The 25,549-nt window shown below is 34.6% G+C and carries 30 protein-coding genes and 1 pseudogene; 12 read left to right on the forward strand and 19 right to left on the reverse strand.

What is annotated here, in order from left to right; all coding sequences use genetic code 11:
• The first annotated feature begins 270 nt into the window (after window positions 1-270).
• Entirely contained in the window at window positions 271-861 is a 591-nt protein-coding gene (locus tag AC3WVA_RS23570; protein ID WP_060487801.1) for a TetR/AcrR family transcriptional regulator, read from the forward strand.
• A gap of 312 nt (window positions 862-1,173) precedes the next feature.
• On the opposite strand, the gene AC3WVA_RS23575 is transcribed toward AC3WVA_RS23570, so the two are convergent.
• Complete coding sequence (locus AC3WVA_RS23575; RefSeq protein WP_098347501.1) at window positions 1,174-1,431, reverse strand: DUF3963 domain-containing protein; 258 nt, start codon at window positions 1,429-1,431, stop codon at window positions 1,174-1,176.
• Between the two features lie 146 nt (window positions 1,432-1,577).
• Complete coding sequence (locus AC3WVA_RS23580; protein ID WP_097889805.1) at window positions 1,578-2,057, reverse strand: GyrI-like domain-containing protein; 480 nt, start codon at window positions 2,055-2,057, stop codon at window positions 1,578-1,580.
• Window positions 2,058-2,167: 110 nt separating this feature from the next.
• Between AC3WVA_RS23580 and AC3WVA_RS23585 the strand changes: the two genes are divergently transcribed.
• Window positions 2,168-3,127 carry a helix-turn-helix transcriptional regulator gene (locus AC3WVA_RS23585; protein WP_098881538.1) on the forward strand — a complete coding sequence of 320 codons (960 nt, stop codon included), beginning with the start codon at window positions 2,168-2,170 and terminating at the stop codon, window positions 3,125-3,127.
• Between the two features lie 155 nt (window positions 3,128-3,282).
• Here the strand turns inward: AC3WVA_RS23585 and AC3WVA_RS23590 are convergent, their stop codons facing one another.
• The 6 genes from AC3WVA_RS23590 to bla2 all read right to left on the reverse strand — a co-directional run bounded on the left by AC3WVA_RS23590 (window position 3,283) and on the right by bla2 (window position 8,812).
• Complete coding sequence (locus AC3WVA_RS23590; RefSeq protein WP_048525562.1) at window positions 3,283-4,032, reverse strand: ABC transporter permease; 750 nt, start codon at window positions 4,030-4,032, stop codon at window positions 3,283-3,285.
• Window positions 4,033-4,794: an ABC transporter ATP-binding protein gene (locus tag AC3WVA_RS23595; RefSeq protein ID WP_098347498.1), complete on the reverse strand. Its 762-nt coding sequence runs from the start codon at window positions 4,792-4,794 to the stop codon at window positions 4,033-4,035.
• Window positions 4,795-4,949: 155 nt separating this feature from the next.
• Window positions 4,950-5,291, reverse strand: a complete 342-nt coding sequence (locus tag AC3WVA_RS23600) for a DUF1048 domain-containing protein (protein ID WP_098347497.1) — start codon at window positions 5,289-5,291, stop codon at window positions 4,950-4,952.
• 74 nt (window positions 5,292-5,365) lie between these two features.
• On the reverse strand, window positions 5,366-5,686 hold the full coding sequence (locus AC3WVA_RS23605; RefSeq protein ID WP_048543787.1) for a PadR family transcriptional regulator: 321 nt from the start codon (window positions 5,684-5,686) through the stop codon (window positions 5,366-5,368).
• 422 nt (window positions 5,687-6,108) lie between these two features.
• Window positions 6,109-7,395 (reverse strand): hydroxylamine reductase, encoded by a 1,287-nt coding sequence (gene hcp / locus AC3WVA_RS23610; protein ID WP_492322202.1) that lies wholly within the window; start codon window positions 7,393-7,395, stop codon window positions 6,109-6,111.
• A gap of 643 nt (window positions 7,396-8,038) precedes the next feature.
• The gene (gene bla2, locus AC3WVA_RS23615; RefSeq protein WP_098347495.1) at window positions 8,039-8,812 is read right to left on the reverse strand and encodes a BcII family subclass B1 metallo-beta-lactamase; all 774 of its coding nucleotides are present in this window, start codon (window positions 8,810-8,812) and stop codon (window positions 8,039-8,041) included.
• Between the two features lie 196 nt (window positions 8,813-9,008).
• Here bla2 and AC3WVA_RS23620 point away from each other — a divergent pair, with 196 nt between their 5' ends.
• Window positions 9,009-9,299: a DUF3784 domain-containing protein gene (locus tag AC3WVA_RS23620; RefSeq protein ID WP_048525556.1), complete on the forward strand. Its 291-nt coding sequence runs from the start codon at window positions 9,009-9,011 to the stop codon at window positions 9,297-9,299.
• Window positions 9,300-9,328: 29 nt separating this feature from the next.
• Here AC3WVA_RS23620 and AC3WVA_RS23625 read toward each other — a convergent pair whose 3' ends face one another.
• On the reverse strand, window positions 9,329-9,610 hold the full coding sequence (locus AC3WVA_RS23625; protein ID WP_098347492.1) for a hypothetical protein: 282 nt from the start codon (window positions 9,608-9,610) through the stop codon (window positions 9,329-9,331).
• Window positions 9,611-9,743: 133 nt separating this feature from the next.
• Here AC3WVA_RS23625 and AC3WVA_RS23630 point away from each other — a divergent pair, with 133 nt between their 5' ends.
• On the forward strand, window positions 9,744-9,938 hold the full coding sequence (locus tag AC3WVA_RS23630; RefSeq protein ID WP_098347491.1) for a hypothetical protein: 195 nt from the start codon (window positions 9,744-9,746) through the stop codon (window positions 9,936-9,938).
• A 102-nt stretch (window positions 9,939-10,040) separates the two neighbouring features.
• Window positions 10,041-11,078, forward strand: coding sequence for a serine hydrolase domain-containing protein (locus AC3WVA_RS23635; RefSeq protein WP_098881539.1), 1,038 nt, complete (start codon window positions 10,041-10,043; stop codon window positions 11,076-11,078).
• A gap of 36 nt (window positions 11,079-11,114) precedes the next feature.
• On the opposite strand, the gene AC3WVA_RS23640 is transcribed toward AC3WVA_RS23635, so the two are convergent.
• From AC3WVA_RS23640 to AC3WVA_RS23660, 5 genes and pseudogenes are all read right to left on the reverse strand, one after another.
• A complete protein-coding gene (locus tag AC3WVA_RS23640) occupies window positions 11,115-11,363 on the reverse strand; it encodes a hypothetical protein (protein ID WP_000666946.1) in 249 nt (82 codons plus the stop codon).
• A 177-nt stretch (window positions 11,364-11,540) separates the two neighbouring features.
• Window positions 11,541-11,828, reverse strand: a pseudogene (locus AC3WVA_RS23645) (zinc ribbon domain-containing protein); the annotation flags it as partial.
• 217 nt (window positions 11,829-12,045) lie between these two features.
• Window positions 12,046-13,089 carry a flavin-containing monooxygenase gene (locus AC3WVA_RS23650; RefSeq protein ID WP_098881541.1) on the reverse strand — a complete coding sequence of 348 codons (1,044 nt, stop codon included), beginning with the start codon at window positions 13,087-13,089 and terminating at the stop codon, window positions 12,046-12,048.
• 208 nt (window positions 13,090-13,297) lie between these two features.
• Window positions 13,298-13,648: a glyoxalase superfamily protein gene (locus AC3WVA_RS23655; RefSeq protein WP_098347487.1), complete on the reverse strand. Its 351-nt coding sequence runs from the start codon at window positions 13,646-13,648 to the stop codon at window positions 13,298-13,300.
• Between the two features lie 13 nt (window positions 13,649-13,661).
• Window positions 13,662-14,354: a cyclic nucleotide-binding domain-containing protein gene (locus tag AC3WVA_RS23660; protein ID WP_048525550.1), complete on the reverse strand. Its 693-nt coding sequence runs from the start codon at window positions 14,352-14,354 to the stop codon at window positions 13,662-13,664.
• A 109-nt stretch (window positions 14,355-14,463) separates the two neighbouring features.
• On the opposite strand from AC3WVA_RS23660, the gene AC3WVA_RS23665 reads away from it, so the two are divergent.
• The 3 genes from AC3WVA_RS23665 to AC3WVA_RS23675 all read left to right on the forward strand — a co-directional run bounded on the left by AC3WVA_RS23665 (window position 14,464) and on the right by AC3WVA_RS23675 (window position 15,973).
• A complete protein-coding gene (locus tag AC3WVA_RS23665) occupies window positions 14,464-14,910 on the forward strand; it encodes a DMT family transporter (protein ID WP_142342066.1) in 447 nt (148 codons plus the stop codon).
• 14 nt (window positions 14,911-14,924) lie between these two features.
• Window positions 14,925-15,389 (forward strand): DMT family transporter, encoded by a 465-nt coding sequence (locus AC3WVA_RS23670; RefSeq protein WP_000965803.1) that lies wholly within the window; start codon window positions 14,925-14,927, stop codon window positions 15,387-15,389.
• A gap of 89 nt (window positions 15,390-15,478) precedes the next feature.
• A complete protein-coding gene (locus tag AC3WVA_RS23675) occupies window positions 15,479-15,973 on the forward strand; it encodes a hypothetical protein (protein ID WP_142321093.1) in 495 nt (164 codons plus the stop codon).
• A gap of 40 nt (window positions 15,974-16,013) precedes the next feature.
• Here AC3WVA_RS23675 and aiiA read toward each other — a convergent pair whose 3' ends face one another.
• Entirely contained in the window at window positions 16,014-16,766 is a 753-nt protein-coding gene (gene aiiA, locus AC3WVA_RS23680) for a quorum-quenching N-acyl homoserine lactonase AiiA (RefSeq protein WP_098347486.1), read from the reverse strand.
• A gap of 341 nt (window positions 16,767-17,107) precedes the next feature.
• Between aiiA and AC3WVA_RS23685 the strand changes: the two genes are divergently transcribed.
• Entirely contained in the window at window positions 17,108-18,127 is a 1,020-nt protein-coding gene (locus AC3WVA_RS23685) for a zinc-binding alcohol dehydrogenase family protein (protein ID WP_098347485.1), read from the forward strand.
• Window positions 18,128-18,175: 48 nt separating this feature from the next.
• Here AC3WVA_RS23685 and AC3WVA_RS23690 read toward each other — a convergent pair whose 3' ends face one another.
• Both AC3WVA_RS23690 and AC3WVA_RS23695 read right to left on the reverse strand, forming a co-directional pair.
• Window positions 18,176-19,567: an amino acid permease gene (locus tag AC3WVA_RS23690; RefSeq protein WP_071758673.1), complete on the reverse strand. Its 1,392-nt coding sequence runs from the start codon at window positions 19,565-19,567 to the stop codon at window positions 18,176-18,178.
• 577 nt (window positions 19,568-20,144) lie between these two features.
• Window positions 20,145-21,344: a multidrug effflux MFS transporter gene (locus tag AC3WVA_RS23695; protein ID WP_098881543.1), complete on the reverse strand. Its 1,200-nt coding sequence runs from the start codon at window positions 21,342-21,344 to the stop codon at window positions 20,145-20,147.
• 365 nt (window positions 21,345-21,709) lie between these two features.
• Between AC3WVA_RS23695 and AC3WVA_RS23700 the strand changes: the two genes are divergently transcribed.
• Window positions 21,710-22,261 (forward strand): DUF5823 family protein, encoded by a 552-nt coding sequence (locus AC3WVA_RS23700; protein ID WP_098347482.1) that lies wholly within the window; start codon window positions 21,710-21,712, stop codon window positions 22,259-22,261.
• A 108-nt stretch (window positions 22,262-22,369) separates the two neighbouring features.
• On the forward strand, window positions 22,370-22,798 hold the full coding sequence (locus AC3WVA_RS23705; RefSeq protein ID WP_098347481.1) for a cytidine deaminase: 429 nt from the start codon (window positions 22,370-22,372) through the stop codon (window positions 22,796-22,798).
• A gap of 84 nt (window positions 22,799-22,882) precedes the next feature.
• Here the strand turns inward: AC3WVA_RS23705 and bshB2 are convergent, their stop codons facing one another.
• A complete protein-coding gene (gene bshB2 / locus AC3WVA_RS23710; protein ID WP_000439466.1) occupies window positions 22,883-23,545 on the reverse strand; it encodes a bacillithiol biosynthesis deacetylase BshB2 in 663 nt (220 codons plus the stop codon).
• A 15-nt stretch (window positions 23,546-23,560) separates the two neighbouring features.
• Window positions 23,561-23,911 carry a YojF family protein gene (locus AC3WVA_RS23715; protein WP_000407039.1) on the reverse strand — a complete coding sequence of 117 codons (351 nt, stop codon included), beginning with the start codon at window positions 23,909-23,911 and terminating at the stop codon, window positions 23,561-23,563.
• 263 nt (window positions 23,912-24,174) lie between these two features.
• On the opposite strand from AC3WVA_RS23715, the gene AC3WVA_RS23720 reads away from it, so the two are divergent.
• Entirely contained in the window at window positions 24,175-25,500 is a 1,326-nt protein-coding gene (locus AC3WVA_RS23720) for an ArsB/NhaD family transporter (RefSeq protein ID WP_098347480.1), read from the forward strand.
• The last annotated feature ends 49 nt before the right edge of the window (window positions 25,501-25,549 follow it).

Below are 25,549 nucleotides of genomic sequence, written 5' to 3' on the forward strand. Positions count from 1 at the left end.
TTTTTACATCTTCTACGATTTTAGGTAAAATTAGTTGTCTAACATGACTAAATTAAACAATTGATCATGTTATTTTTGACAGAAAATTCATTTAAAAAATATAAATAATATAATTTGATTAACCTCTGTCCAAACTGTATTGTTTGAGGTTTCCATAAGATAGGGATTGATAATATATTTTTGCTTCACACTTATCTATACTTACAAAAAAACAAAGGATAAACATTACCTGGAATATTAAGCTCATTTTTATTAGGAGGACTACAAAGCATGACTAAAGTTGATACGGTAAAGGAAAAAATTATTGAAACATCTTTATATTTATTCAATACTAATGGGATAACTCGCACATCCATCCAGGATATAATGACAGCTACTGAACTACCTAAAGGGTCTATTTATCGTAGATTCAAAAATAAAGAAGAAATTGTCCTTGCTGCCTACAACAAAAGTGGTGAGATTATGTGGGATCATTTTCATAAAGCAATGGAAAATAAAAAGACAGCAATCGATAAAATTCTTGCCATTTTCCTTGTATATCAAGATGCAGCTAATAATCCCCCTATTGCTGGAGGTTGTCCATTGCTTAATAGCGCAATTGAAAGTACTGGAGTATTCCCAGAATTACAAACAGCAGCAGCAAAAGGTTATGATGATACAGTAATATTAATGGCTTCTCTCATAAAAGAAGGAATAGAAAAACATGAACTTAAAGAAGATATAGACATTAGATCGCTCGCTTCTTTTCTTGCATCTTCAATGGAGGGCGCTATTATGGCAAGTCGAGTATCGAACGATAATATACACCATCAGTATTTTATTGAACAAATAAAACATCATCTTTTCTCTTATTCTAGATAAGTGAGAACTTGCATTGCCTTCATTCAATTTTATAGACTTAAATCGAATAAACCCCTCTCATAAAAAGTATTTACTGCTTATGAGAGGGGGATTCGTTTTTAGCAAATGTAGCTTTTTGGACGCTGTATATTATGCATACTACCAATCTCTTTTTCACATACCTCTCCTTTTTATCCTATATTGCACAAAAGAAAGCCTTTTCATTTAAAAAATATCCACTTTGGTGTCTCCGTTTAAAGAATTACCTAGTTCCCTTTTCCTATAGATAGACAAAATATTGGGCACTAAATGAACTGTCCCTGAAGTAAGGTTCTAAAAATATCCTATCCATAGAGCTACTAAAACTACTACTAACAAAGCAAAACAAAATGTGATATTTCGAATCCACTTTTGTATATCATCAAAATACTTTTCTATAAATACGCTGTAAATAGAAAGCATAAGAAGGAGCACAATGAAAGTAAAGGATCCCAATTTATCGTTAAATTTTTCATTAGTAAATGTGCTTGCATGAAGGAATAGAAACACAAACATTACTATGAATAGCTCAAAAAGCCTTTTTTTATTCACCTCACCACCACCTTACAATAATTACCTTTTATTCCATTTTATCAGAACATAATGTGTAATCGTATATGAATATTATATTCATATCAAAAAGGCCAACAATTCAATATTGTTAGCCTCCACTTTCCATATTCGTACCTTTTATCACTTTACTTCCTAACAACTGGAATCCACATTTCACCAAATACTAAACCGTCTCTCTGCCCCATCTCAACCGTTGTATTTGGGCCACCAACATAGGCAAAATCTTTTGCATCTGGTAAAGCTTGACCGAAGGCAATACCAGTCAGCTTATTACTTAGCTCTTCAGCCGTTTTATCTTCCCCTTTCACCACTAAGTATTCTCCCTTCGGAAACTGGATTACTCTAGATGCTTCTTCTATTTGTGCCTCTGTCATAACACCAGCATAATACATCATCTTGTTATTCACCGCTTCACTCACAGAAAAAATGTATTCGTTTGTAGCTAAAGCTTTTAAAGTATCCAGCCTTCCATCTTCTTTAACAGCCGACCAAAAGTCTTCCTTTTCTTTATTTATCCCAGCAAAGTCTGTATAGTCACTCTTAATTTCAGTTCCAATACCTAACACAATAAAGCTATCTTTTTCTTCAATCGTATAATTTTTCATATTCAAAACCTTCCTTCTTTTAAAATGATTCAAATGATTTATCTTTTCATCTGATACGTTTATAATAACTTTAAATCATGTCAAAAAATGATACTGTTTAGGAGACTCTAATGAAAAAAGTTGAACGGATTAATACAATTATGCGGTATATCAACAATCGCTCCCACTTTACAATTTCTGAAATCATACGAGAATTTAACATATCGCGATCGACAGCTATTAGAGACATAAGAGAAATTGAAGCTATGGGCATGCCACTTGTCGCTGAAGTTGGAAGAACTGGTGGATATTTTGTTATGCATAACTCTATCCTGCCCGTTGTTCGCTTTACTGATAATGAAGTGAAAGCCCTTTTTATTGCCTTTATGGCTACAAGAAATCAACAACTTCCCTATTTAAAGAGTCGCCAATCTTTAGCCGAAAAACTACTAGGACTCATTTCTGAAACTCAACAAGATGACCTTGTTCTTTTAAATCAACTCTTACTTTTTGAAGGGACTAACCCCCATAATCCCGATCTACTTGAGCTTTCTGACCTCCCCCATCCGATGTTAGAAAAACTCATTCAAATCCTTCTATTGGATAGACATTTATTGATTACTGTCAAAGAAGAAAAAATCAAGTCTTATCCAATTTACCTATTACACCTTTATCAAGAAAAAAGTCATTGGATTATTGAAGGATTTGACTTAAAAGAAGAAAAGAAGCTGATGTTTCCTGTCGATGACCTTTTCAATATCGAACCGTACACGATGAAAAAGAGATTAAATAAGAAAAAGATTTTAGAAAAACTCCGTAAGAAGGACGAAGCAATTAACCTTGCACTTGAACTTGGTCCAAAAGCGATTGCCCAGTACAAAAAATACCATCCTTTCAAAGTTTCTATGTCTTATACAAATCCTTACCAATCTACAGCTATTTTAAAAACATTTATCGATATTCACAATTCCGATGAAGTGACAGAGATAACAAATTGGCTACTTTTCTTAGGGAAAGATCTTACAATCAAGGAAATGCCTGAAGAAGTATTAGAAGTTTTACAAGAACGATTATCCTTATATTGCTCTTGAGCGATAATCCGTTAAACCAAAAATATTGAGTTTACTTCGTTACCAGTTGTCCATATTTTCTACCATGAGTGCGTAACAAATAATAAAAGCACGGAAAATCTTCCGTGCTGTTCTAAACATATATATTATTCCAGGAAGGTCAGTTACCTCGGTTCTTACCCTAACTGACGTTTAAATGCTTTACTAGCAAAAAAGTACGAAATAATCATGATGCCTACGCACCAAGCGATTGCAATCCAAATATCGTTGCCAACAGTTCCTTCATATAATAGGGCACGAATTGCATTCACGATTGAAGTTACAGGCTGATTCTCTGCAAACGCACGAACAATTTTTGGCATCGTTTCAGTAGGTACGAAGGCTGAACTAATAAATGGAAGAAAAACGAGTGGGTATGAGTACGCTGTCGCTCCTTCCATAGACTTCGCTTTCAGACCTGGAATGATAGCTAGCCATGTGAGCGCTAGCGTAAACGTTCCTAGTATCCCAACTACTGCAAGCCATTCTAGCATATTCGCACTGGAACGGAAGCCCATTAAGAGTGCAACAAGAATAACCACTACGATAGTAAGAGCATTTGCAACAAGAGAGGTTAAAACGTGAGCCCACAATATCGATGAGCGTTTAATAGGCATCGTAATGAAACGTGCCATCAACCCACTCTTTACATCCGAAAATAATCGTACAGAAGTGTAAGCTACACCGGATGCAATAGCCATTAGCAAAATTCCTGGCAATAAATAATTAACGTAGTTATCCGTTCCTGTCTTTATCGCCCCACCAAACACGTAGACAAACAATAGCATCATCATAATTGGTGTAATCGCTACTGTAATAATTGTATCTGGACTACGCATAATATTACGCATTAAGCGCCCTAGTAATACCCCTGTTTTGCTTTTCATTTACTTCTCCCCCTTTTTACCAATAATCGCTAAGAAAATTTCTTCCAATGTCGGCTGCTTCTCGATATACTCCACTTTTGCTGGCGGGAACATCTCTTTTAGTTCAGCAAGAGTACCTGTCGTAATAATTTTTCCACCGTGCAAAATAGCGATACGATCAGCCAGTTGTTCTGCTTCCTCCAAGTATTGGGTCGTGAGCAAGATCGTTGTGCCGCTTCCAGCAAGTTCCTTAATTGTATCCCACACTTCGATCCGCGCTTCCGGATCAAGTCCTGTCGTTGGTTCGTCTAGAAAAATAACTGCTGGCGCCCCGATCAAACTCATCGCGATATCAAGTCGGCGCTTCATCCCGCCTGAATACTGATCTGCCCTCTGGTTGGCCGCATCTGTCAGGCTAAACCTTGCAAGTAGATTGTCAGCGACTTGGGCGGAACTGGAAACACCACGTAACTTGGCGATCATTATCAAGTTCTCCCTCCCAGTAAGCATGCCATCTAAAGCAGCGAACTGCCCTGTCAAACTGATACTTTGACGAACATGATCTGGTTGACGCTGGATATCAAATCCGCAAATACTTACTTCACCATTATCTTGTTTCATTAGTGTTGAAAGGATATTGACCGTTGTCGTCTTTCCCGCTCCATTTGATCCTAGCAGCGCGAAAATTTCACCACGCTGCACTTCAAAATCTACTCCCTTTAAGACTTCTTTATCTTTAAAAGATTTTTTTAACCCTTTTATAGAAATCGCTGCATTACTCATACTTTTTCCCCCTTATTAAAATAGGTTACCTTCACCCTCTATTTAGTATCACTGATAATCTGTAATACTTAGTAGTTGATTAAAATTATAACTGAATAGCGATGGCGGCAATTCACATTTGTAACCAGCTAATCAGTCGGTATTACGTATTACATTTATTTTTTTCTCAATTTCTTCATGATGCTTTCATTCAAATCTTCACGATACTTGGAAACATACGTTTTAGCGTTTGCCACTAATTCGTCAGCAAAGGATGCTACGTCCTCCCCAGTAATATCAAGCACTTGTCTGCCTTCTGCTGCACCAGCTTCAAATAAATCGATTAATTCATACTGTATGTGCAGCATATCCATCCCGTTTCCAGCCGAAAAATTCCACATGTAGTTTTGAATTTTCTTAAACACAAACTGATAGTCCTCGGGTAGTGCCGCAACACGTGCCATCATTATTTTGTACTCTTTTTTATCACCGATTAATTTTTTAAATATTTCCAACATTTTATTTTCCTCCTTTTTATAAAGCAGAACAAGAAACTCTCCAAATATGAGCCGGAACATTTTATATTATGAGGCTAGTTTGACTTCAAGACGTTAATTTTTGAAGATACAAAATCCCATTTTTTCCAAAACAATTCAAGCTCCTGACGGCCCTCCTCATTTAATGAATAAAACTTACGAGGCGGTCCCATATCTGATGGTTTCTTTTCAATATTCACAAGCTTTTTCTTTTCTAATCGTACGAGGATAGTATAAACCGTCCCTTCCACGACTTCGGTAAACCCAAGATCATTCAGGTGGCGGGTAATCTCATAGCCGTACGTTTCACGGCGGCTAATGATTTCCAATACACACCCTTCTAGTGAACCTTTCAACATTTCAGTTAAATTTTCCATGTCCTGATCCTCCTTTACCCCCTATTCTGTCTGACTTATATTCAGTATCACAGAGTACTAAGGCGAATTTTTACTGAATAGCTTTTGAGTAAAACTACACTATTCAGTATTACTTATTACAACTACATTGTATGACTAAGTAGTTGTGAATGTCAACTGATTTTCAAAATTTTTCTAAAATCCGCTATTACCTATCGTTTACTGAAAATATTTTGAGAAACAACACTACTCAGTATTACCTATTACAACTACATTGTATGACTGAGTAGTTGTAAATGTCAACTCGATTTTTATATTTTTCTAAAATCAACTATTACCTACCCCGCTAAGAAAAGAAAAGACCTCAAAACAAAAATTCTACATTTTTGTTTTGAGGCATTATTGGCTAGCTCTTCTTCTTAATCAGACAGATTATGCTTTTGTTACGATAACATCATTTCCATATCTTCCGCTGCATTTGTAATCAGTTTCAAACCGAATGTTTCTTGTAATACATCAAGCACGCCAGGTGAAATAAATTCAGGTGCCTTTGGACCGATGCGAATATCTTGAATGCCAAGACTAAATAGTCCAAGTAAAATGGCAACCGCTTTTTGTTCAAACCATGATAGGACAATACTAACTGGCAGTTCGTTCACTTCGCATTGAAAAGCATCTGCTAAAGCGGCTGCTATTTTCACTGTAGAAATTGAATTATTACATTGCCCTAAATCGATGTAACGTGGAATCTCTGTACCAGGTACAACACCGTAATCCACATCATTAAAACGGAATTTCCCGCAAGAAGTCGTTAAAATAACTGTTTCTGGCGGAAGTGACGTTGCTAATTCACGATAATATTCTCCGCCTTTTCCCGGTGCATCACAACCGGCGATAACAAAGAAACGCTTTATTTTCCCCTCTTTTACTGCATCAATAATTTCTGGAGCTAATGATAATACTGTATTATGATGAAACCCTGTTACTAACTGTTCATCCGATTCCATATGTACTTCTGGAAGTTCTAGCGCTTTTTGAATCAACGGTGCAAAATCATCATTTTCAATTTTTTGTACACCTTCTAAACCTGCAATATCATATGAAAAGAATCGATCAGAGTATGATCCTTTAATTGGCATAACACAGTTCGTTGTCGCTAATATGGCACCTGTAAATTTTTCAAAAAGACGTCGTTGATCATACCATGCCTTACCGATGTTTCCTTTTAAATGCTTATATTTTTTCAGCTGCGGATACCCGTGTGCTGGTAACATTTCAGAATGTGTATAAATATTAATTTCTTTTCCTTCTGTTTGCTTTAATAACTCTTCTAACGCAAATAAATTATGACCAGTAACTACAATCGCTTTACCTTCCACATGGTTTTGTGTAATTTGAACAGGTTCTGGAACACCAAAGTGATTCGTATGTGCCTCATCTAACAACTCCATTACTCGTAAAGCCGATTTCCCAACTTTCATAGCCATATCAATATGTTCTTGTTCATTAAAGTTAGAATTTGTTAATGTCGTATACAATGCTTCTTGCGTTGTAGCATCTACAAAACTATCCGTATACCCTAGCTGAGCAGCATGCGTACGATAAGCAGCAATTCCTTTTAATCCAAATACAATCGTATCTTGTAAACTTGCTATTGTTTCATTTTTACCGCAAACACCTATTACTTTACATCCGCCTGTTGGCGTTTGTTCACATTGATAACAAAACATGATCATCCCACCCTCTCCCAATCTTTCCTTACAAATCAAGCATAATACCCATTAGGAAAAAAGGATGTGATATCAATCACAATACTTAGTATAAATTTGTGACAGTTCATATTGTCGACATAATATTTTTATTGACACCAAAAAATCATATAGAAGTATGTATATAATTAATTTAGGAACTACTAGTCATACAAAAAAAGCTATTCTTTCTATCATTCGACAGAAAGAATAGCTTTTTTTCATTTTGAAGAACTATCAATTTTTCGATTAAATATTTTATGAAAAATCACTTTATTTACAATATATTTACACTATCTTTACAATGTTTACATTATTTATATGATATATTTATATAGAATCTACTTAATAAATTTCATGTACATTGTTATCTTTATAATCTATTATCTGATTGATAAGAGATTATGTTATATTTTCATACCAGGGGTGAATGAGGATGACTGAAACTTTAAAAACACTTATAATGCTTGATGCTACTTACGTTGTTATCGCAATTATGACGGTACTGGTATTTGTATACTTGGAATTAAAATCTCAGTAACGTATGCAGACTTCGCATTTAAATATAGTTATATAAAAGCGAGGAGAAAATTGTTTCTCCTCGCTTTTATATTCCAACAGTTTCTTATTTCAACAAATCCAATGTATGTAAAAGTATTCCTCTATCCCCTACTTCCCCATGACCAGGCACTACTGCATTTATATTTCTATATCGCGTCAGCACATTCTCAATCGATGTAGACCATTCATTTACATATGCATCAGCAACGTTTCCTAAATCTTTCGCGGACGCAGATTTCACTAAACAACCACCAGCTAAAATGTTGTATTGCGGTAACCATACGATGATATTATCCTCTGTATGTCCTTTCCCTGGATAAAACGTTTCTACTTTCATATTTCCAAACTTCAAATTTGTAACGGTTTGTAAATCTCCAATTGGTTCTTCATATCCATTTTTCTTTGCTAGTTCTGCAGTTAATGCCGTACTATGCGCTTTAATGCCTCTTTCTTTCAACGTTTTTATTCCGCCAATTCGATCAGCGTGCGCATGTGTAATAATGACATCCGTTACGCGCTTCTTAAATTTCTTTTCTACCATCTCTATTAATTCCTTCGTTAGTTTATCATCCCAAGAAGAATCGACAAGTACTAACCCTTTAGAAGTAGTAAGAACTAGACCGTTCGAAGGAACTGCCTCTCCGTTAAAATAACCTAATTCCGTATGAATCCATACATTTTTGTTTAACTGAGAAATCGAAATAGTTCCTGTCTCATTTTTTATTACTTTATGCTCTAGCTTATGTTCCGCTTTCACAGAAGAAATTGTACTAACAAATTGCGTTGTTCCTAATAAACTAACACATACCCCTAATTTTAATAATGTATTCTTTTTCATTTTCTCCACCCTTTCTTTCAAACGAAATAATTATTACCTATATTAGACAATTCACCTTAACAGTTTGTTCCATCTTTTTTTTGCATATTTTTCATACCATTAATAAAAAGCGCACAAATTTTGTACACTTTAATTTTGTTAAATTATAACATTCATACTATAATTTATTTATAACCCTTTAACGGAGGTGTTTTCAATGACTCTCTTTGCTTCCCCCTCATTATTCATACTAGCAATTATTTCATTTGCACTAGCCTATTTCATCGGAGTTAAACAATACACTTGGCTCTTATCAGGATTCAATGAACGCCGTGTGCCAGATAAAGTTAGGTTATCAAAAATAGTTGGTCTTTATAATTTAACTGCTGGTATTATCGCCACAATTGGTAGTGTCTTCACTACTCCTAATGTCAAAATCTTATTTCCTATCATTATAATTGGCCACGTTATAATCGCTGCTTATGTAAATACACGCATGGTGCATTGAAAAAAGATCACCCAAATGGATGATCTTTTTTATAATTTATCAACATATTGCTTCGCTTCTAATAAGGAAAAACCAAAAGCCTCTCTTACTCTCTTAACTGCTGTAACTGTTTTTCCTTCTTCCATAAGCTGACGCAACTCTTTATTAATTTCAGGTTCTCTATCTACAATTCCCATTTCTTTTGAAATTAGCTGTAATCTATCTTCCATCCTCTTTAAACGCGCATCCGTTTTCTTTTCGATTCTATTTAATTTTTCAATGATATAAATAAACCCAAAGACCGCTATCGGTATGATCATCCAAAATTCCATGACTATCCCTCCTTATTAGCTTTCATTTGTTTTATCCCATTATCTTATGTAAATTTTACCATAAAAAACATTTAATGTATAATAGTAATATACAACAATATTGATAAAACCTTTTATTTTAGGGGGACACTTTATGAAAAGATTTTTAAATACGTTACTACAATTTGTAGTTCTTTCAATTGCACTACATTTATTATTTGATATCGTTGGCTGGCTTGTTTTCAATGCGCCAATTAAAAATAAACAAATGATTATTTCCTTACTAACAACTTCATGGCTTATGTACATGTACCGAGATAAATTTTTTAAAACATTCACTTCGAATTAACTAAAAAAACTTCATCGATAAACGATGAAGTTTTTTCTTTTTCTCTCTATTTACTACTGTATAATAGAACTAACATTCTGTCTTTTTAAGAAAGGAGTCACTATGAACTTAAAAAGTAACAATATATACGAGAAAATGAATCAATATTCCGTTGCAGGTTTAAGCCTTGCTATTATACGTGATGGCAAACTAGACGAAACGATTGCCTTTGGAACGCTTGAATCTGGAACAACTAGAACTGTCACTACGAATTCTATATTCAACTCTTGTTCAATTAGTAAATTCATCACTACAATGCTCGTACTAACGTTATCAGATCAAGAAATCATACATTTAGATGAAGACATAAATGATAGACTCACATCTTGGAACATACCTACCAATCTATTTACCTCACAGAAAAAAGTCACCCTGCGAAATTTATTAAGTCACCAATCTGGAATTATTGATCCTCCTAATAGTTTTGGACATTATACATTTGCACAAGGGCGACCAAACATGTCTGAACTCCTTGCCGGTAAAACATCCTATTGCTCCGTACCAATAGAAATAACTTATAAACTAAAAAGCGAATTTCACTACTCTGATGCAAACTTTTGTATTATTGAACTACTACTTGAAGATATAACTGGAAAACCATTCAATCTTTTACTTGAAGAATATATCATTCAGCCACTGCAACTGAAAAATAGTATGCTATTCCCTCCTGAAGATATAAATAAACTGGAGGCCTTTGCTTGTGGGCATAATAAGGATGGAATTGTCACAGATGAAAAATATCCATTTTACCCATTCGCAGCAGCTTCAGGTATTTGGACAACACCAACAGACTTATCAGCTTTAGTTATCGAAATCATTCATTCCTTACAAGGAAAGGGCAAACTAAAACTTTCTCAAAAAACAGTACAAGATATGATTTCACCTCAAGGTTGCTCAAAATGGACTGGATTAGGGGTTTTTCTAGATAATTCTAATGAAGACTTACAAATATATTCACTTGGATGGGGCGTTGGATTTCAATGTATGCTAGTATGCTATCCATACCGAGGTAATGGTGCTGTTATAATGACGAACACTGACTTAGGTGTTCATCAAATGGAAGGAATTATTGGTGACATTTTAAAAACTTTATCTTTATAATGAAAAGAAAGAAGCTGTTCCTTTCAGCTTCTTTACTTATATTACATTTTTCGCAACAATTTTTATATGTTCTGGTGCGATAATCTCCGTTATACTTTCTTGGAAATCTTCCTGCAACATTTCTTCAATATGTTCTAGCTGCACTTCAACATGTGTGCATTCTAAATTATGTATATTTAATAGTGCATAATGATCTTTTTTCTTAATTACTAAATATTGATTCTCCTCGGTTACAAGTACAGAACCTAATCGTACTCCTAGTAGGCGTTGATCATCAAACTTCACAACCATCCCCCCTTCCTTAATCAAAAACGCGATCCGCATGTAATAAAATAACATTTCAGGTAATCTATTCTTATAAAATATATCACAATTTATTAAAATTTGAACTACCCCCACTTAACACTCTAACGAGCTGTTTGAAGTGGGGGATTCCTACGAACACTAAGGTATCCCGCAGTTTTATGAGTAGACAATCCCCGTAATCCCTACGGTTAGGAGCCTTATGGCCTCTTTTCTCAGATTTTCCGCTGCATTCACATCTCTATCATGATACATACCACAAGAAGGACACTTCCATTCACGCAGGTTCAGGCTTTTCACATCTTTATTTTTGTAGTCGCAATGCGAACAGGTTTGGGAACTAGCGAATGTTTTTGACACCACAATCACTTTTTTCCCATACCAGCATGCCTTATACAACAACATCGCTTTGAATTGTGACCATGATACTTCTTGAATCGCTTTCGCTGGATTTTGAGGTAGGGGTCTTACTGCCCGTTAATGCGGGATAAATATCATATTTTTACTAAAACCCCCTATTCTTTTATATATTTCGATACAAAAAACTTTCTCAACATAAAATTAGAATTTTCAGTTTTTATTCTTATGAAAATCAATTATAATAAAGTTAATAAATGTTTGACCTCTCCTAATTCATGTACATATGGATGATCAGTAGTCGCTGCTACTGATCTATTTTTTTGATTTCAGAAAGTAAATATGCTGCATCCTTTCCCACACCACAAATAAGTGCAGAGCCCCTTTGAGATTGCCACGGTAAACCAATATAATATAATCCTTTTACTGGACTTATTCCTCTTATATGATTAGGAAATCCTTTCTCATTCACTGCCTGCTCTATTTCAATCCATTTATAGTTTTGAATAAAACCAGTTGACCATATAATGCTTTCTGCACTATACGTGCCACCATTTTGAAACATAATGCCATTTTCTGATGCATGAACCACTTTTTCCTCTAGTTTAATTGCTCCATTACGAATAAGTTCTTTGCCTTCAAAACCAAAAATAGGATCCTTTCTCTTCTGAAACCACTTTCCCCTCTTAGTATTTACTTCGGCGTACAATAAACCTAATGTTTCTAACCAATTAAAAATGCTTTTTCTAAAAAGACATAACGGTAAAAATGTTAAAGGGTGGCTGATAGACATTGTAACTTCATGAGTTTTTGCAAGTTCTACTGCAATTTGCATTCCTGAATTCCCGCCACCTACTACGAGTACTTTCCCCTTAGGAATTTGTGATGGTGATTTATATTGTGATGAATGTATTTGAAAAACATGCGATGAAAGATTTTCTGAAACTGAAGGGATAAATGGTTGATGAAACCCACCCGATGCGATAATAACTTTTTTCGATTGTAAAATTTCTGTAGGAGTGTGCAATTCAAATATTTCTTTCTCTTTCCTTATTTTTAAAACTTCCGTTTGCAATTGGATTGGTAATTGAAAATGTCTTGCATATTCTTCTAAATACGTTGCAATTTCATCTTTATGTGGAAATTCATTCCTTTCCCCTTTTAATATCATCCCGGGTAAACTACTATATTCTCTCGGTGTAAAGAGCTGTAAAGAATCATATCTGTTTCTCCATGAATCTCCAATTCGGTTTCCTGCCTCAAGTAATAAAAAATTATATCCTTCTTGCTTCAAGTAATATCCCATTGTTAATCCAGCTTGACCCGCTCCAATAATAATTACATCTAACATCTTTTTCCTCCTTCATAAAACATATGAATATATGCTCATTCATTCATATGTTTTATGATACAATTTATTTTTTAATAATTCAATTTGTTCAACAAAAAGAAAAAGAGTAGTTCGCTACTTTATGAACTACTCTTCATTACATTTATTTAATACGTAATTACACTGCACTATCTATAAAAAATTTATATAGTAATCCCTTCCGGCTCTACTATCTCTCCTCATAAAATACGATTCTATTTGAAAACGGATCATTCACAGTTAATTCAATTATATCCCAAGGTGTTTTTTCTATATTTGGTTTTGAATAAGCATATTCTTTATTCAATAATATAGAATGATAATCATCTACATTATCTATTTTGATGCGAATCGCACCACCTGGCGAAGCATCTCCATGATGTTCTGATAAATGTATTACAGCATCATGTAACGAAATTTGCATATATAATGGCATATGTTTCTCATACTTATGTTCCCAATCCATTTTAAATCCTAAAAAATCCAAATAAAATTGCTTCGCTTTTTCAACATCAAAAATTCTAAATATAGGTGTAATCATGTATAATCCTCTCCTATTTATAAACATCTGCGGCCAATTCCCTCAAAACATCCAAGTTTACAACTTCAAAGCAACCATTGTTTTTCTTTATAATCTCTTTATCACAAAAAATATTTAATGTACGTAATAGATGCCGATAACTCGTTCCTAACAATTCAGCTGTTTCCGTTAAATTTCCACTAAATACAATTCGATTCCCGTGCTGCACCGCTCGTTCTCCCGCTGCTAACATGTAACTCGCAAGTCTATTTTCAAGTGGATATAGTAAATTAATAGTACTATTTTTTGAAAGTCGGTTTAATTTATGTGCTAACGATCCGCAAATACATCGTAAAAATTTCGCATCATGAAATAGTTGATTTCTCACTTTTCCTAAAGGCAAACCAACACAATATGAATCTGCCATTACTTGTACGTTTGAAGCAGTCTTTTGAGAATGAATTAACTCCACATCTCCTAACAACTGCAAACTATCATAAAAGCATAATAATACAGATTTCCCGTTACTTAATGTATTAAACGCTTTCGCTTTTCCTTCAACGAAAAAATATAAATAATCTATCTCTTCATTTTCTCTACAAATAAACTCATTCTTTTTAAAAAATATCAGTTCCATATACGGTTTCATATTATTACTAAAAAAGGAGTCAATATTATTTTGTTTCATATACTCTGCTATTTTAATAGAATTACATACTTTCTTCATAGTTCCCCCGCCTTTACAACTCATCCCCATTGTAATCAAAATTTTCTTCTTCTACTATGACATATGTCATAGTAATACACAATTTCAGCATGATACAGTCATTACAAATATGAAAATTAAAGGGGATATTACATTGTATAACTTTCTTTCTGTCTTTATTGGTGTGCTCATCGCCGTTATGCTGCCATTGAATGGGATTTTATCTGAGTTAATTGGCAAGTACACAGCGAGCGTTGTCATTCACCTTGTCGGTTTAATTGCAGTTATCTTCATTTTAATCATAGACAAAAATAAAATTCATTTTGATAAAAGCATTCCACTTTTTCTATATAGTGCTGGAGCGATTGGAGTATTCACTGTTCTTTTTAATAATATAAGTTTCTCCGCCCTTGGTGCTTCTATTACGATCGCATTAAGTTTACTCGGTCAATCTATTGCTTCCATCGTTATTGATCATTTCGGCTTATTAGAAATGAAAGTTGCAAAGTTTGAAAAGAAAAAACTAATTGGATTATGTTTCATCTCTTCCGGAATTATAATCATGACAATTTATTAATAGGGGGCTAGAAAATGTTATATATTACGATCGCTATTTTAGCTGGTGTTTCTATCGTTGTTGCTAGAATTATAAACGCGAATTTAGCAGCGAAAATTGGAAATTGGGAAGGCACGTTTTTTAATTATATTACTGGATTATTTTTCTCTATGTTATTTTTAATTTTCAGTTCAGATTCATTGTATATTCCAATGCAGACGTTACAATCTATTCCTATCGCCGTGTACTTAGGCGGATTAGTAGGCGTTATCGTCATTTCGCTATCGAACTATATCACTCCTAAAATATCAGCATTTTATTTAACATTACTCATCTTTATCGGACAATTATTTGCGGGGACTATCATTGATTTCATTTTGTCGCATGAACTCTCAATGGGCAAAGTTATCGGTGGCATTTTCGTACTAATTGGTCTCACTTACAATTTACTCGTAGATCGCCCTGTAAAAACTGTGAAGCATAACCAAGTTCAACTATAATACTTTGCGCCTCCCTATCATATATTAATAGAAAAGCTCTTCATACGAAGTAATAGAGAGGAGAATATTCTATTAAGAAAATCATTTTATTGCTCGGTAGCGCATTGATTATTTTTGGAATCGTATGGTTTTTTAACTCTGGAAAATCTATTCAAGATTTCTATACAGCGAATAAACCAAAGAAGAAAGCTACTATCATTTCCACTCAAAGAGATCCAAATGAGCCCCCTGTCTTTTTAGGAAAACAGGAAATAAAAGATATACATGTCGAGTCAATTAAAACCAAAAAGGATATCTTTCTCACAAAAACAGATGAATTAAAAACTTTCATTAACAGTATGGATACAGCCAAAAAAGGAAAATTAACATTAGATGAAGAAGGATCAGATTTAATAGACTGTGATATGTGGATTACTTTTGAAGATGGAACTTATAAAAAATATTTCATATGGGTAGTTGACCATCACAGTAACGAATTGATGATTGCTCAGCAAGATACTCCTGATGATGTAAACCTTACGTACTATCAATTAAATGAAGATAGTTCTAAAAAAGTTTATAACTTATTCAAAAAAATTATTTAAACGAAAAAGTCATGAGCAAATAAGCTCATGACTTTTTGCACTATATATATTCTGGGAACACTTTACATCCCTTTTCCTGTTCTATATCATGTCCAAAGAAAACAATCGGTTTCTCTTTCATCACAACTTCTTTTAAACGTTTAATTGAAGATAAGGCTAATTCCGAATCAAACCCCGCAAACGGCACTTCCCCTTCAAAATTCTCTTTCGTATAAGATGCATCAATCGTTAATAATACAAGACCAGATTTTTCCGTCTCAATTAGTAATGACTGATGCCCTGGGGAATGTCCTGGTGTATACAATAACTGAACACCAGGTACCACTTCATAATCACCTTCAATAATTTTATAGTTTAAATTCGGCAGTATACACTCTTTCAAATATTCCTCCCTATATTGTGCCGCCTCATATTCAGCACGCTGTATAATGATTGGCGTATTCGAAAAAGCACCATTTCCTCCTGCATGATCAAAATGCAAGTGAGAACTAATAATATATAGAAGGTCTTCCGGCTTATATCCTACACGTTTTAAAATAGTTACGATTCTATCTTCTTCAGTCATTTTCGGCAAAATCTGCCCCTCTGCAAATGTCCCTTCAAATAAATTTTCATTATGAACTGCACTTTCTGGCATACCTGTATCTACTAAAATAGGCCCCTCTTCTGTCTCCAAAAGATAACACCATACAGGTAAGTTCAATAAATTCCCCGGTGTGAGCGTACTATTAACAGAAGATTGATCTAACATACAACGACCTGCTGGGATGAAATAAAGCTTCTTTACTGTCATTATGTATCCACCTTTACATTTAATTTGAGATAAAGTGAAACTTTAATCAGTGGGGGTTTTCTTCATCCCCCACTGATTATTAGCCCTCACCAATCGGACTTTTAGGGGCAGTTGATCCCCCACCTAAATTCTTTGCTTTCGCTGAATTTTGAGGTGGGAGTCTTACTGCCCATTAAAGTGGGATAAAGTAACACAGTAAAAAATTCTGTTTTTTAGAAACAAACTCCTTCCACACTTTCATACCAGCATAAATAAAAAAGCGTGTACTTTTTTTACATAATGGCATTTCACCATCTATAATAAAAGAGTAAATGACTCTTACTTTAATGGAGGGAATAGAAATGAAAGCAATTGGTTTACATGAATACTTACCTATTGAAGAAGAAAACAGTTTAATTGATATTGAAGTTGAAAGACCTGTTGCTACAGGAAGAGATATACTCGTTAAAATTAACGCCATTTCCGTTAACCCAGTTGATACAAAAGTTCGCTCTCCGAAAGATAAAAAAGAAGATGTAGCGAAAATACTTGGTTGGGATGCTAGTGGTGTTGTCGTGCAAACTGGCGAAAGCTGTACGTTATTTAAAGAAGGCGACGAAGTGTTTTACGCTGGAAGCATTACGAGACAAGGTACATATAGTGAATATCATTTAGTTGATGAAAGAATTGTTGGTAAAAAACCAAAAACGTTAAGTGATGCGGAGTCTGCAGCACTTCCTTTAACAGCTATTACAGCATGGGAAGGTTTATTTGAACGTTTAGGTATTGATTATAATAAAAGAGATGAGAATACATTTAAAAACATTTTAATTATCGGCGGTGCTGGTGGTGTTGGCTCGATTGCAATTCAACTTGCAAAATGGGCTGGACTGAATGTCATCACAACTGCATCCCGCAATGAAACGATACACTGGGTTGAAAAATTTGGTGCCGATTATATCATTAACCATCACCAGCCTTTACAAGATCAAATATTAGAGTTTGGTCTAAAAGATGTAGATTATATTTTCTGCTTAAACAATACAGATCAACATTGGCAAGCAATATGCGAGCTTATTAAACCACAAGGAAAAATTTGCTCTATCGTAGAAAATGAACACCCTCTTGAGATGAGTATTTTAAAAAGTAAAAGTGCTACATTCGTCTGGGAGTTTATGTTTACAAAGGCGATGTATGAAACTGGCGATATGATCACGCAGCACGAGCTATTAAATAAAGTAAGCGAACTATTAGATGAAGGTATTTTAAAGACTACATTAAATGAAACATTCACACCAATTAACGCTGAAAATGTAAAGAAAGCGCATGCCCTGCTTGAAAGCGGCAATACAATTGGGAAAATCGTTTTAGAAAAGTTTTAATAGTAAAAAGTCCGATTTCCAAATAAGAAATCGGACTTTTTACTATCTTTATTTACTTGAAATCTCCTGATCATTTGGAACATCTAACGGACGTCGTTTTCCTATACCGAAAGCATAGAAGCTAATTGTAACGATAGCTAAGAAAATAATACCTACAACTAGTGAAATACGCGTATCATCGTTAAACCACATTCCAATTAATACCATAATTAAAAAGGCAATTGTTAAATAGTTTGTGACAGGAGCAAATGGCATTTTGAACGGATGATCTTTCATCTCTGCCCCTTTTTCTTTTCTAAAGTTAATTTGACTAATTAAAATGACGAACCATGGCACCATACCAGGAAGTACGCTCGCACTATATACATATACGAATAAGTTTTTCGGTGCGATATAACTTAAAACAACACCGACCGCTAAACCGATAATTACGCCAACTGTACCGAATAAAGGTACACCATTTCCAGAAAGTTTCGTGAAATATTTCGGTGCTTGTCCATTTACACCTAACGTGTAAAGCATACGTCCCGCACTATAAATCCCACTATTACAACCAGACATCGCTGCTGTAATAACAACGAAGTTAATAAGTCCCGCTGCTGCCGTAATACCAACTTTCGCAAAAGTTGCTACGAATGGACTACCAATTGTACTCAATTGATCCCACGGATACACAGTTACAATAACGAAAATAGCACCAATATAGAATATTAAAATACGCCAAATTGTACTTTGGATCGCTTTTGTAAGTGTCTTCTTCGGATCCTTCGCCTCACCAGCAGTAATACCGATTAATTCCACACCTTGGTATGCACCCACTACAAGTGATAATGCAAAGAAGAAGCCTGAAAAACCACCTGTAAAGAAACCGCCATTTGACCAAAGATTTGATATGCCAATCGCTTCTCCACCGTTACCAATTCCGAAGAAAATAAGGCCAAATCCTGCAATAATCATTAATAGAATCGTAACGATTTTAATCATCGCAAACCAAAATTCAAATTCACCAAATGACTTAACAGAAATTAAGTTAGCTGCGCCAAGAATAACCATTGCGATTACACCTGGTATCCAAGCTGGTAAGTCTGGGAACCAATATTGCATATATGCTCCTACCGCAATAATTTCTGACATCCCAACGATAACCCACTGGAACCAGTTACTCCACGCTGTCATATAACCAGCTAGCGGATGAATATACTTATGACCGAACGTCGCAAATGAACCTGTACTCGGCTCCATATACAACATTTCGCCCATCGCACGCATAATGAAGAAAATAAAAATACCTGCAATTGCATACGCAAGCATTACTGACGGACCTGTCCATTTAATCGTGCTGGCTGACCCCATAAACAACCCAACACCAATCGTTCCGCCTAAAGCAATCATTTGAATATGACGTGCTTCTAAGCCTCTTTTCAATTCTTTGTTTGCCACTTCACTTCCCCCTCTTAGATGATTCATAGCTGCATTTTAAAACAAGATGCCTTCCCTAATTCCTTTCGGCCTTGAAAATGATGAAGCAAACGTCATTTTACACTAGCTTTAAAGCTATCCCAAAATCGTTTTTTGCCTCTTACAAAATTCTCAAAACCTTTCACCTTCCAATATTCTATAAATCTTAAAATTACTTACCTTATATTAATTCATTAATCTGAAAAATTCAATTATTTTTTCAATAAATTAATATACATGATTATGTTTAATTTTTAACTGAATTAACAATAAAATACATCTATTCAATATGATTCCGGTATAAATATTATTACAATATAAATAACCGAGGAGAGTATTTCTTCCTTGGTTTCACATCTCATGCACTTCAATCTTTATAGTTGATAACGTAATTTCCCACACGTCCGATTCATATACCAACCAGAAATTTAATATATTAATAAACTACTAATTTCTTTAGTCCAGCCCAATTTTGAGGCAGGAACCTTACTACCTCAAAACAGCCGGATAAAATATAAAAGGGTCTCATTTTTAATGAGACCCTTTTACCATTTCATATTTAAATCATTTTTGAAGTTTGTTTACCTAAAATAAACACCTTAGTAAACACCATCATGATAACTACAATAGCCAGAAAATAAAGTGGCATCACGAGTAACGATCCCGTATGCAGCTGGCTCATTCCCCAAATTGTTATCGTTACAATTACATAGTAGCCTAAGCTAAACAATGCTCCGGCTGTACCAATAACATCTTGAAAATCTACTAACGCTAAACTTAAACAGTTAGGTAACGCTACTCCAATTCCTAATAGCAAAATAAACATCGCTACTAAAAATCCAATCATATATATTACATTCGGATTTGATCCAACAAACGTAATAACAGATAAAAGGATGGCTCCCCCTGTCATTACAAGACAACCGATATATATAATCTTCTCTGGTTTATAAATAGCAAGCAATCGTTTCGAAACTTTCGCCCCAATAATAGAAGCAGAAGCAACAACAATCCCTAAAAATCCATACATACTAGGCGATAACTGAAAGTATTCAATAAAGATAAACGGAGCTTCTGCATAATAGCTAAACAAAACACCATTCGCTCCTCCAATTAATAACCCGTATGTTACTACTTTCGGATTTGTAATTAACCTCTTCAAAACTGAAAACACATTTATCTTATTCGTTACTGAGTCCGTCTTTGTTTCCGGAAGAGAAACAAGCGTATACAGAAAAATTCCGAAACTCATAATAACTAAACTTAAAAATACGATTTTAAATCCAAACATTTGATCAAGAAAGCCACCAATTAACGGTCCTATCGCTGGTGTAAAAGCAATGACTGCCGAGATTTGAGCAAACATAACATGCCTCTTATGCCCCTCTACACTTTCACGAAGAATCGTTTGTGTAACAACAGATCCAGCACTTGCTCCAAACGCTTGAATAAAACGACTTAGCAATAAAACTTCAATGGAATTTGCAATAAAGCATAAGAAACTCCCTGCGCCATATACAACAATTCCAAGTAACATTGCCGGGCGACGGCCAATTATATCTGATAACCATCCAATAAAAAATACACCTAAAGCAAATCCAGCAAAATAGACACTTAGTGTTAACTGCACCTCATTATCCCTTACATGTAACGCCTTTGAAATGTCAGGTAAAGACGGTGTGTAAATCGTTTCACTAATTTGCGGAAATGCGACAAGAATGATCATTAACAAAAGTGATGGTACTGATACTTTTTTCATATTTCATACCCTCCTATAACTTTGAAAATCTCAGAAATAAAAAGACTTTCCTAAGCTACGGAACAGGAGGGGCCATTATAGAAATTCGATCATAAAACAACAAAGAAAACACCTCAATTACGTATGTTAATACTTATAGGAGGGTAATATTAACATTGATTTTTTAAATATACTTTTTCAATTATATTACATATTGCATTTCTTTTTCTAGTGTCGAGCCTTGGAGGATTTCTTAAAAAGATAACTTGATGCAACCACCTTTTTATGGAATAATTAGAAATAGTTTGAATTTATAGTTCTAATTATTAAACGACAGACTAGCATATTTTAATGTCGTAAAGCTTACAAACAGGAGGCCTTTCGTAATGATTGAAATTTTAAGGACAATAGTAAACTTCCTAATCTCTCTATTCTCAGGAGAATTACCAATTGTATATTATGTGTGGATTATCGCTTTATTTATCATGCAAATAATCCAGGCTACTCTCAGCTATAAGCTCTTTAAAAAGAAAGTCAATTTCAGCACCTATATGTCAACAGAATTACTCGCTTTTATCATTCTATTGTTTGGCGGTATGTTAATATCTAAGTTACTTGCCTACATAATAGACGATCCTACTATTAGTATGACAAATGTAACACATTATTTTATTTCTCTTATCATACTAACTATATTTGTCTCTATTGGCTTTATTAAAGACTTTTTACTAACATCTATTAATAATAAAAATATAGCTCTTTTTACCATTTTAGTAGTTTCCTTACTAGCTAGTATACTGTCATTCAAGTTTTTATCACCTTTCATTGCAGGTTCCTTTTCTCTTTCTAAATCTTTTATAACTACTTTAATTATTGTAGTACTCGGGTTAATTGCTCTATTAATTTCTTTAGAGGAAAAGTATGCAGATGAAGAGTAATTCTTACATCCATAGTGTGAAATTAGATGTCTATTCTTTTTGAACGGTATTACTAAAAAAGTAACATAGTCATTGAATGGAAAATTACATAGAAATGAGGAAATACAATTGAGCATTGAACAACAATTATATGATGCAGTGAAAAGTTTAATTGACCAAAGATACCCACATGGTTGGGGCGGAGCTGCAGCAATTCTTGTAGAAGATGGATCCATTTATACAAGTGTGGCCCCTGATGTAATAAACGCTTCAACAGAACTTTGTATGGAAACAGGTGCAATTTTAGAAGCTCATAAATTTCATAAGAAAGTTACACATTCTATTTGTCTTGCAAGGGAAAATGAACATTCTGAATTAAAAGTATTATCACCTTGTGGTGTATGCCAAGAACGTTTATTTTACTGGGGACCAGAAGTACTATGCGCCATTACAAATTCTAAACAAGATATCATTTTCAAACCGTTAAAAGAGTTGCAGCCATACCATTGGAGCGAAGCATATCATGATGAATTCGTAAAAGAATGGAGTACGAAATAACGTGATAACTGTTCACTAAAAAAGCACCGTCACAAATGACGATGCTTTTTCTATGTAAGAGCTACTAGAAGGTTCCCTTCTAGCCTACTCCCATTTATAAGTCCAAAATTGTTCAAGTTGCAGCCATTTTAACGTTGCTGCATCTTTATTTTTGATTTTTGCATGTGTTTCTTCTAACATCGCTTCTGTTTGTGAACGATGTGCACCTAGTGCAGCTAATTTATGCTCGAATACTTCACTAATATTATTTACAACATCCGGCTCACCTAATACAGCTTCGCGATTTCTCGTAATCGCAACTGCATGAATAACTGGACGTTCTTCTTTTGGCATACGTGATACAGCGCGAACGACAGCGCGGCCAAATGCATCATGATCTGGATGTACGCCGTGCTCTGGATAAAATGTAATAATTCGAGATGGATTTACTTCTTGAATGATCGCTTCAATTTTATCTGCAACGAAATCAACATCTTCAAATTCTAACGTTTTATCATGGAAACCAAGCATTCTTAAATCTTGAATCCCCATCGCTTCACATGCATCTTTTAATTCTTTTTCACGGATATTTGGAATCGTTTCACGGTTAGCGAATACGTTTTTCCCCATGTTACGTCCCATTTGTCCTAAAGTACCACACGCATACGTTACAGGTACTCCTTGATCTGTTAATAAGCGAATTGTTCCTCCCGCAGCAAATGCTTCATCATCTGGATGCGGAAATACAACAAGTACATGTCTCTCCATAAGTTTCCCTCCTTCTTACTTAAATGGTGTTAAGCTTAACTCAAGTGCAACTGCTAAGCGTCCTTGATTATCGTGCCCTGCAAGTAATAAACGCTCTTTATCGTCTACTTCCCAGTGCGTAATACCTTCTGCATATACCCAGCCATGATCCATTTTCAAACCAACTCGGTATGGATTCGTTCCAGTAATCTTCCCGCGCTCAAAGCGAATAATTGCATTTCGAATGAATGCACCAACCGTCATCATCTTTTCATTAAAGTGTGACGCATACGCTCCGTTCGTTGTTTCTAAATGAATATATACATCTTTATTTACAAAACGTTCAATTTCATTTTGAATAAGAGAACTATCTTTCACTATTTCCATCGGAATTCACCTCTTTAAACCATTTTACGCAAAAATAATGTAAATTGCTATCTCTATATTAGAGGACAGCGCCCACTTTTCCTAATAATTTGCACTGTGTTTCTTTATTTTTTTATATCATATGTAAAATCATCATTTTTTTCCTTCACTTTGTTAAATAGTTTTCTTTCTTTTTTGAATTTGCTACAATATATTTTATCCCGTATTTATAAAGCGAGATACATTTTGACAATTGAATACATACTTTAAAGAAGGTGACATGATTGGAACAATCAGCACATGAAGTAGCAAATTGGCAATATTATTTTGCAATTTCCGTATTTTTAGTCACGTACGGATTTATTATTTCTGAGAAATTGAATCGTGCAGTAATCGCACTATTCGGCGCTGCTATTATGATTATTTTTGGAGTTGTAGATTTACATACCGCTTTCACATCACATATTCAATGGGAAACGATTACCCTTTTAATTGGGATGATGATTCTCGTACATATTACAAGTCAATCAGGCGTATTTGAATTTGTCGCCATTAAAGCGGCAAAAGCAGCTGGCGGAAAACCGATTCGCATTTTATTATTGCTATCTTTATTAACTGCTGTCGGATCAGCATTTTTGGACAACGTAACAACTGTCTTATTAATAGTACCTGTTACACTATCCATTACACGTATTTTAAAAGTAAACCCTGTTCCTTATTTGATTTCAGAAGTGCTATTTTCAAATATAGGCGGAACAGCAACATTAATCGGTGACCCACCGAACATTATGATTGGATCAGCAAACAAACATTTAGATTTTAATGCCTTTTTACTAAACTTAGCTCCAATCGTAATTATTATTTCTATCGTTACACTTGGCATTATTTACTTTATGTATCGTAACAAACTAAAAACAACAACTGAGCAAATTAAAATATTAATGGCATTGAACGAAAAAGATTATATTAAAGATCAAAGCCTCCTTTTAAAATCCATTTCAATTTTAGGACTAACTATTTTAGGCTTTGTACTTCATTCAATTATTCATGTAGACGCTGCCGTTATCGCGATGACAGGCGCTACAATTCTTATGCTAATTGGAGTAAAAGAACACGATATTGAAGATGTATTTGCCCACGTTGAATGGGTAACTATTTTCTTCTTCGCTGGACTATTCGTTCTCGTTGGCGGGTTAATTGATATCGGGCTTATTTCTTCACTCGCAAAAGAAGTACTCGACGTAACAAATGGCGATATCGGTTTCGCTGCGGTACTTATTTTATGGGTATCAGGCATCGCATCTGCGACAATTGATAATATCCCCTTTGTCGCAACGATGATTCCGCTTATTCAAGATTTAGCTACAGGACTCGGACTATCTGTAGACTCTCCACAAATCGAAGTACTATGGTGGGCGTTATCACTTGGAGCTTGCTTAGGCGGAAACGGAACATTAATCGGAGCATCCGCAAACGTAGTCGTTGCTGGTATTGCAAAACGTGAAGGACATGGATTCTCGTATATGGACTTCTTAAAAATTGGTTTACCGTTAACAATTATTGCGCTATTGTTATCACACGCTTATATATATTTACGTTATTTAATGTAAAAGTTGTAGTGCGTAAAATTATATCGTCAAATACAAAAGGTTTGCAGCA

The organism is Bacillus sp. EB106-04-02-XG92 (assembly GCF_058791995.1).

What these genes read in the sequence shown, in the direction of transcription:
- AC3WVA_RS23580 (WP_097889805.1), bottom strand. Translation starts at nt 2,057, where the DNA reads ATGAAAAATTATACGATTGAAGAAAAAGATAGCTTTATTGTGTTAGGT.
- AC3WVA_RS23595 (WP_098347498.1), bottom strand. Translation starts at nt 4,794, where the DNA reads ATGAGTAATGCAGCGATTTCTATAAAAGGGTTAAAAAAATCTTTTAAA.
- AC3WVA_RS23665 (WP_142342066.1), top strand. Translation starts at nt 14,464, where the DNA reads ATGAAAATTAAAGGGGATATTACATTGTATAACTTTCTTTCTGTCTTT.
- bshB2 (WP_000439466.1), bottom strand. Translation starts at nt 23,545, where the DNA reads ATGGAGAGACATGTACTTGTTGTATTTCCGCATCCAGATGATGAAGCA.
- AC3WVA_RS23715 (WP_000407039.1), bottom strand. Translation starts at nt 23,911, where the DNA reads ATGGAAATAGTGAAAGATAGTTCTCTTATTCAAAATGAAATTGAACGT.
- aiiA (WP_098347486.1), bottom strand. Translation starts at nt 16,766, where the DNA reads ATGACAGTAAAGAAGCTTTATTTCATCCCAGCAGGTCGTTGTATGTTA.
- AC3WVA_RS23590 (WP_048525562.1), bottom strand. Translation starts at nt 4,032, where the DNA reads ATGAAAAGCAAAACAGGGGTATTACTAGGGCGCTTAATGCGTAATATT.
- bla2 (WP_098347495.1), bottom strand. Translation starts at nt 8,812, where the DNA reads ATGAAAAAGAATACATTATTAAAATTAGGGGTATGTGTTAGTTTATTA.
- AC3WVA_RS23600 (WP_098347497.1), bottom strand. Translation starts at nt 5,291, where the DNA reads ATGTTGGAAATATTTAAAAAATTAATCGGTGATAAAAAAGAGTACAAA.
- AC3WVA_RS23695 (WP_098881543.1), bottom strand. Translation starts at nt 21,344, where the DNA reads ATGAAAAAAGTATCAGTACCATCACTTTTGTTAATGATCATTCTTGTC.
- AC3WVA_RS23655 (WP_098347487.1), bottom strand. Translation starts at nt 13,648, where the DNA reads ATGATTACACCTATATTTAGAATTTTTGATGTTGAAAAAGCGAAGCAA.
- AC3WVA_RS23650 (WP_098881541.1), bottom strand. Translation starts at nt 13,089, where the DNA reads ATGTTAGATGTAATTATTATTGGAGCGGGTCAAGCTGGATTAACAATG.
- AC3WVA_RS23685 (WP_098347485.1), top strand. Translation starts at nt 17,108, where the DNA reads ATGAAAGCAATTGGTTTACATGAATACTTACCTATTGAAGAAGAAAAC.
- AC3WVA_RS23570 (WP_060487801.1), top strand. Translation starts at nt 271, where the DNA reads ATGACTAAAGTTGATACGGTAAAGGAAAAAATTATTGAAACATCTTTA.
- AC3WVA_RS23635 (WP_098881539.1), top strand. Translation starts at nt 10,041, where the DNA reads ATGAACTTAAAAAGTAACAATATATACGAGAAAATGAATCAATATTCC.
- AC3WVA_RS23585 (WP_098881538.1), top strand. Translation starts at nt 2,168, where the DNA reads ATGAAAAAAGTTGAACGGATTAATACAATTATGCGGTATATCAACAAT.
- AC3WVA_RS23670 (WP_000965803.1), top strand. Translation starts at nt 14,925, where the DNA reads ATGTTATATATTACGATCGCTATTTTAGCTGGTGTTTCTATCGTTGTT.
- AC3WVA_RS23630 (WP_098347491.1), top strand. Translation starts at nt 9,744, where the DNA reads ATGAAAAGATTTTTAAATACGTTACTACAATTTGTAGTTCTTTCAATT.
- AC3WVA_RS23700 (WP_098347482.1), top strand. Translation starts at nt 21,710, where the DNA reads ATGATTGAAATTTTAAGGACAATAGTAAACTTCCTAATCTCTCTATTC.
- AC3WVA_RS23605 (WP_048543787.1), bottom strand. Translation starts at nt 5,686, where the DNA reads ATGGAAAATTTAACTGAAATGTTGAAAGGTTCACTAGAAGGGTGTGTA.
- hcp (WP_492322202.1), bottom strand. Translation starts at nt 7,395, where the DNA reads ATGTTTTGTTATCAATGTGAACAAACGCCAACAGGCGGATGTAAAGTA.
- AC3WVA_RS23660 (WP_048525550.1), bottom strand. Translation starts at nt 14,354, where the DNA reads ATGAAGAAAGTATGTAATTCTATTAAAATAGCAGAGTATATGAAACAA.
- AC3WVA_RS23620 (WP_048525556.1), top strand. Translation starts at nt 9,009, where the DNA reads ATGACTCTCTTTGCTTCCCCCTCATTATTCATACTAGCAATTATTTCA.
- AC3WVA_RS23625 (WP_098347492.1), bottom strand. Translation starts at nt 9,610, where the DNA reads ATGGAATTTTGGATGATCATACCGATAGCGGTCTTTGGGTTTATTTAT.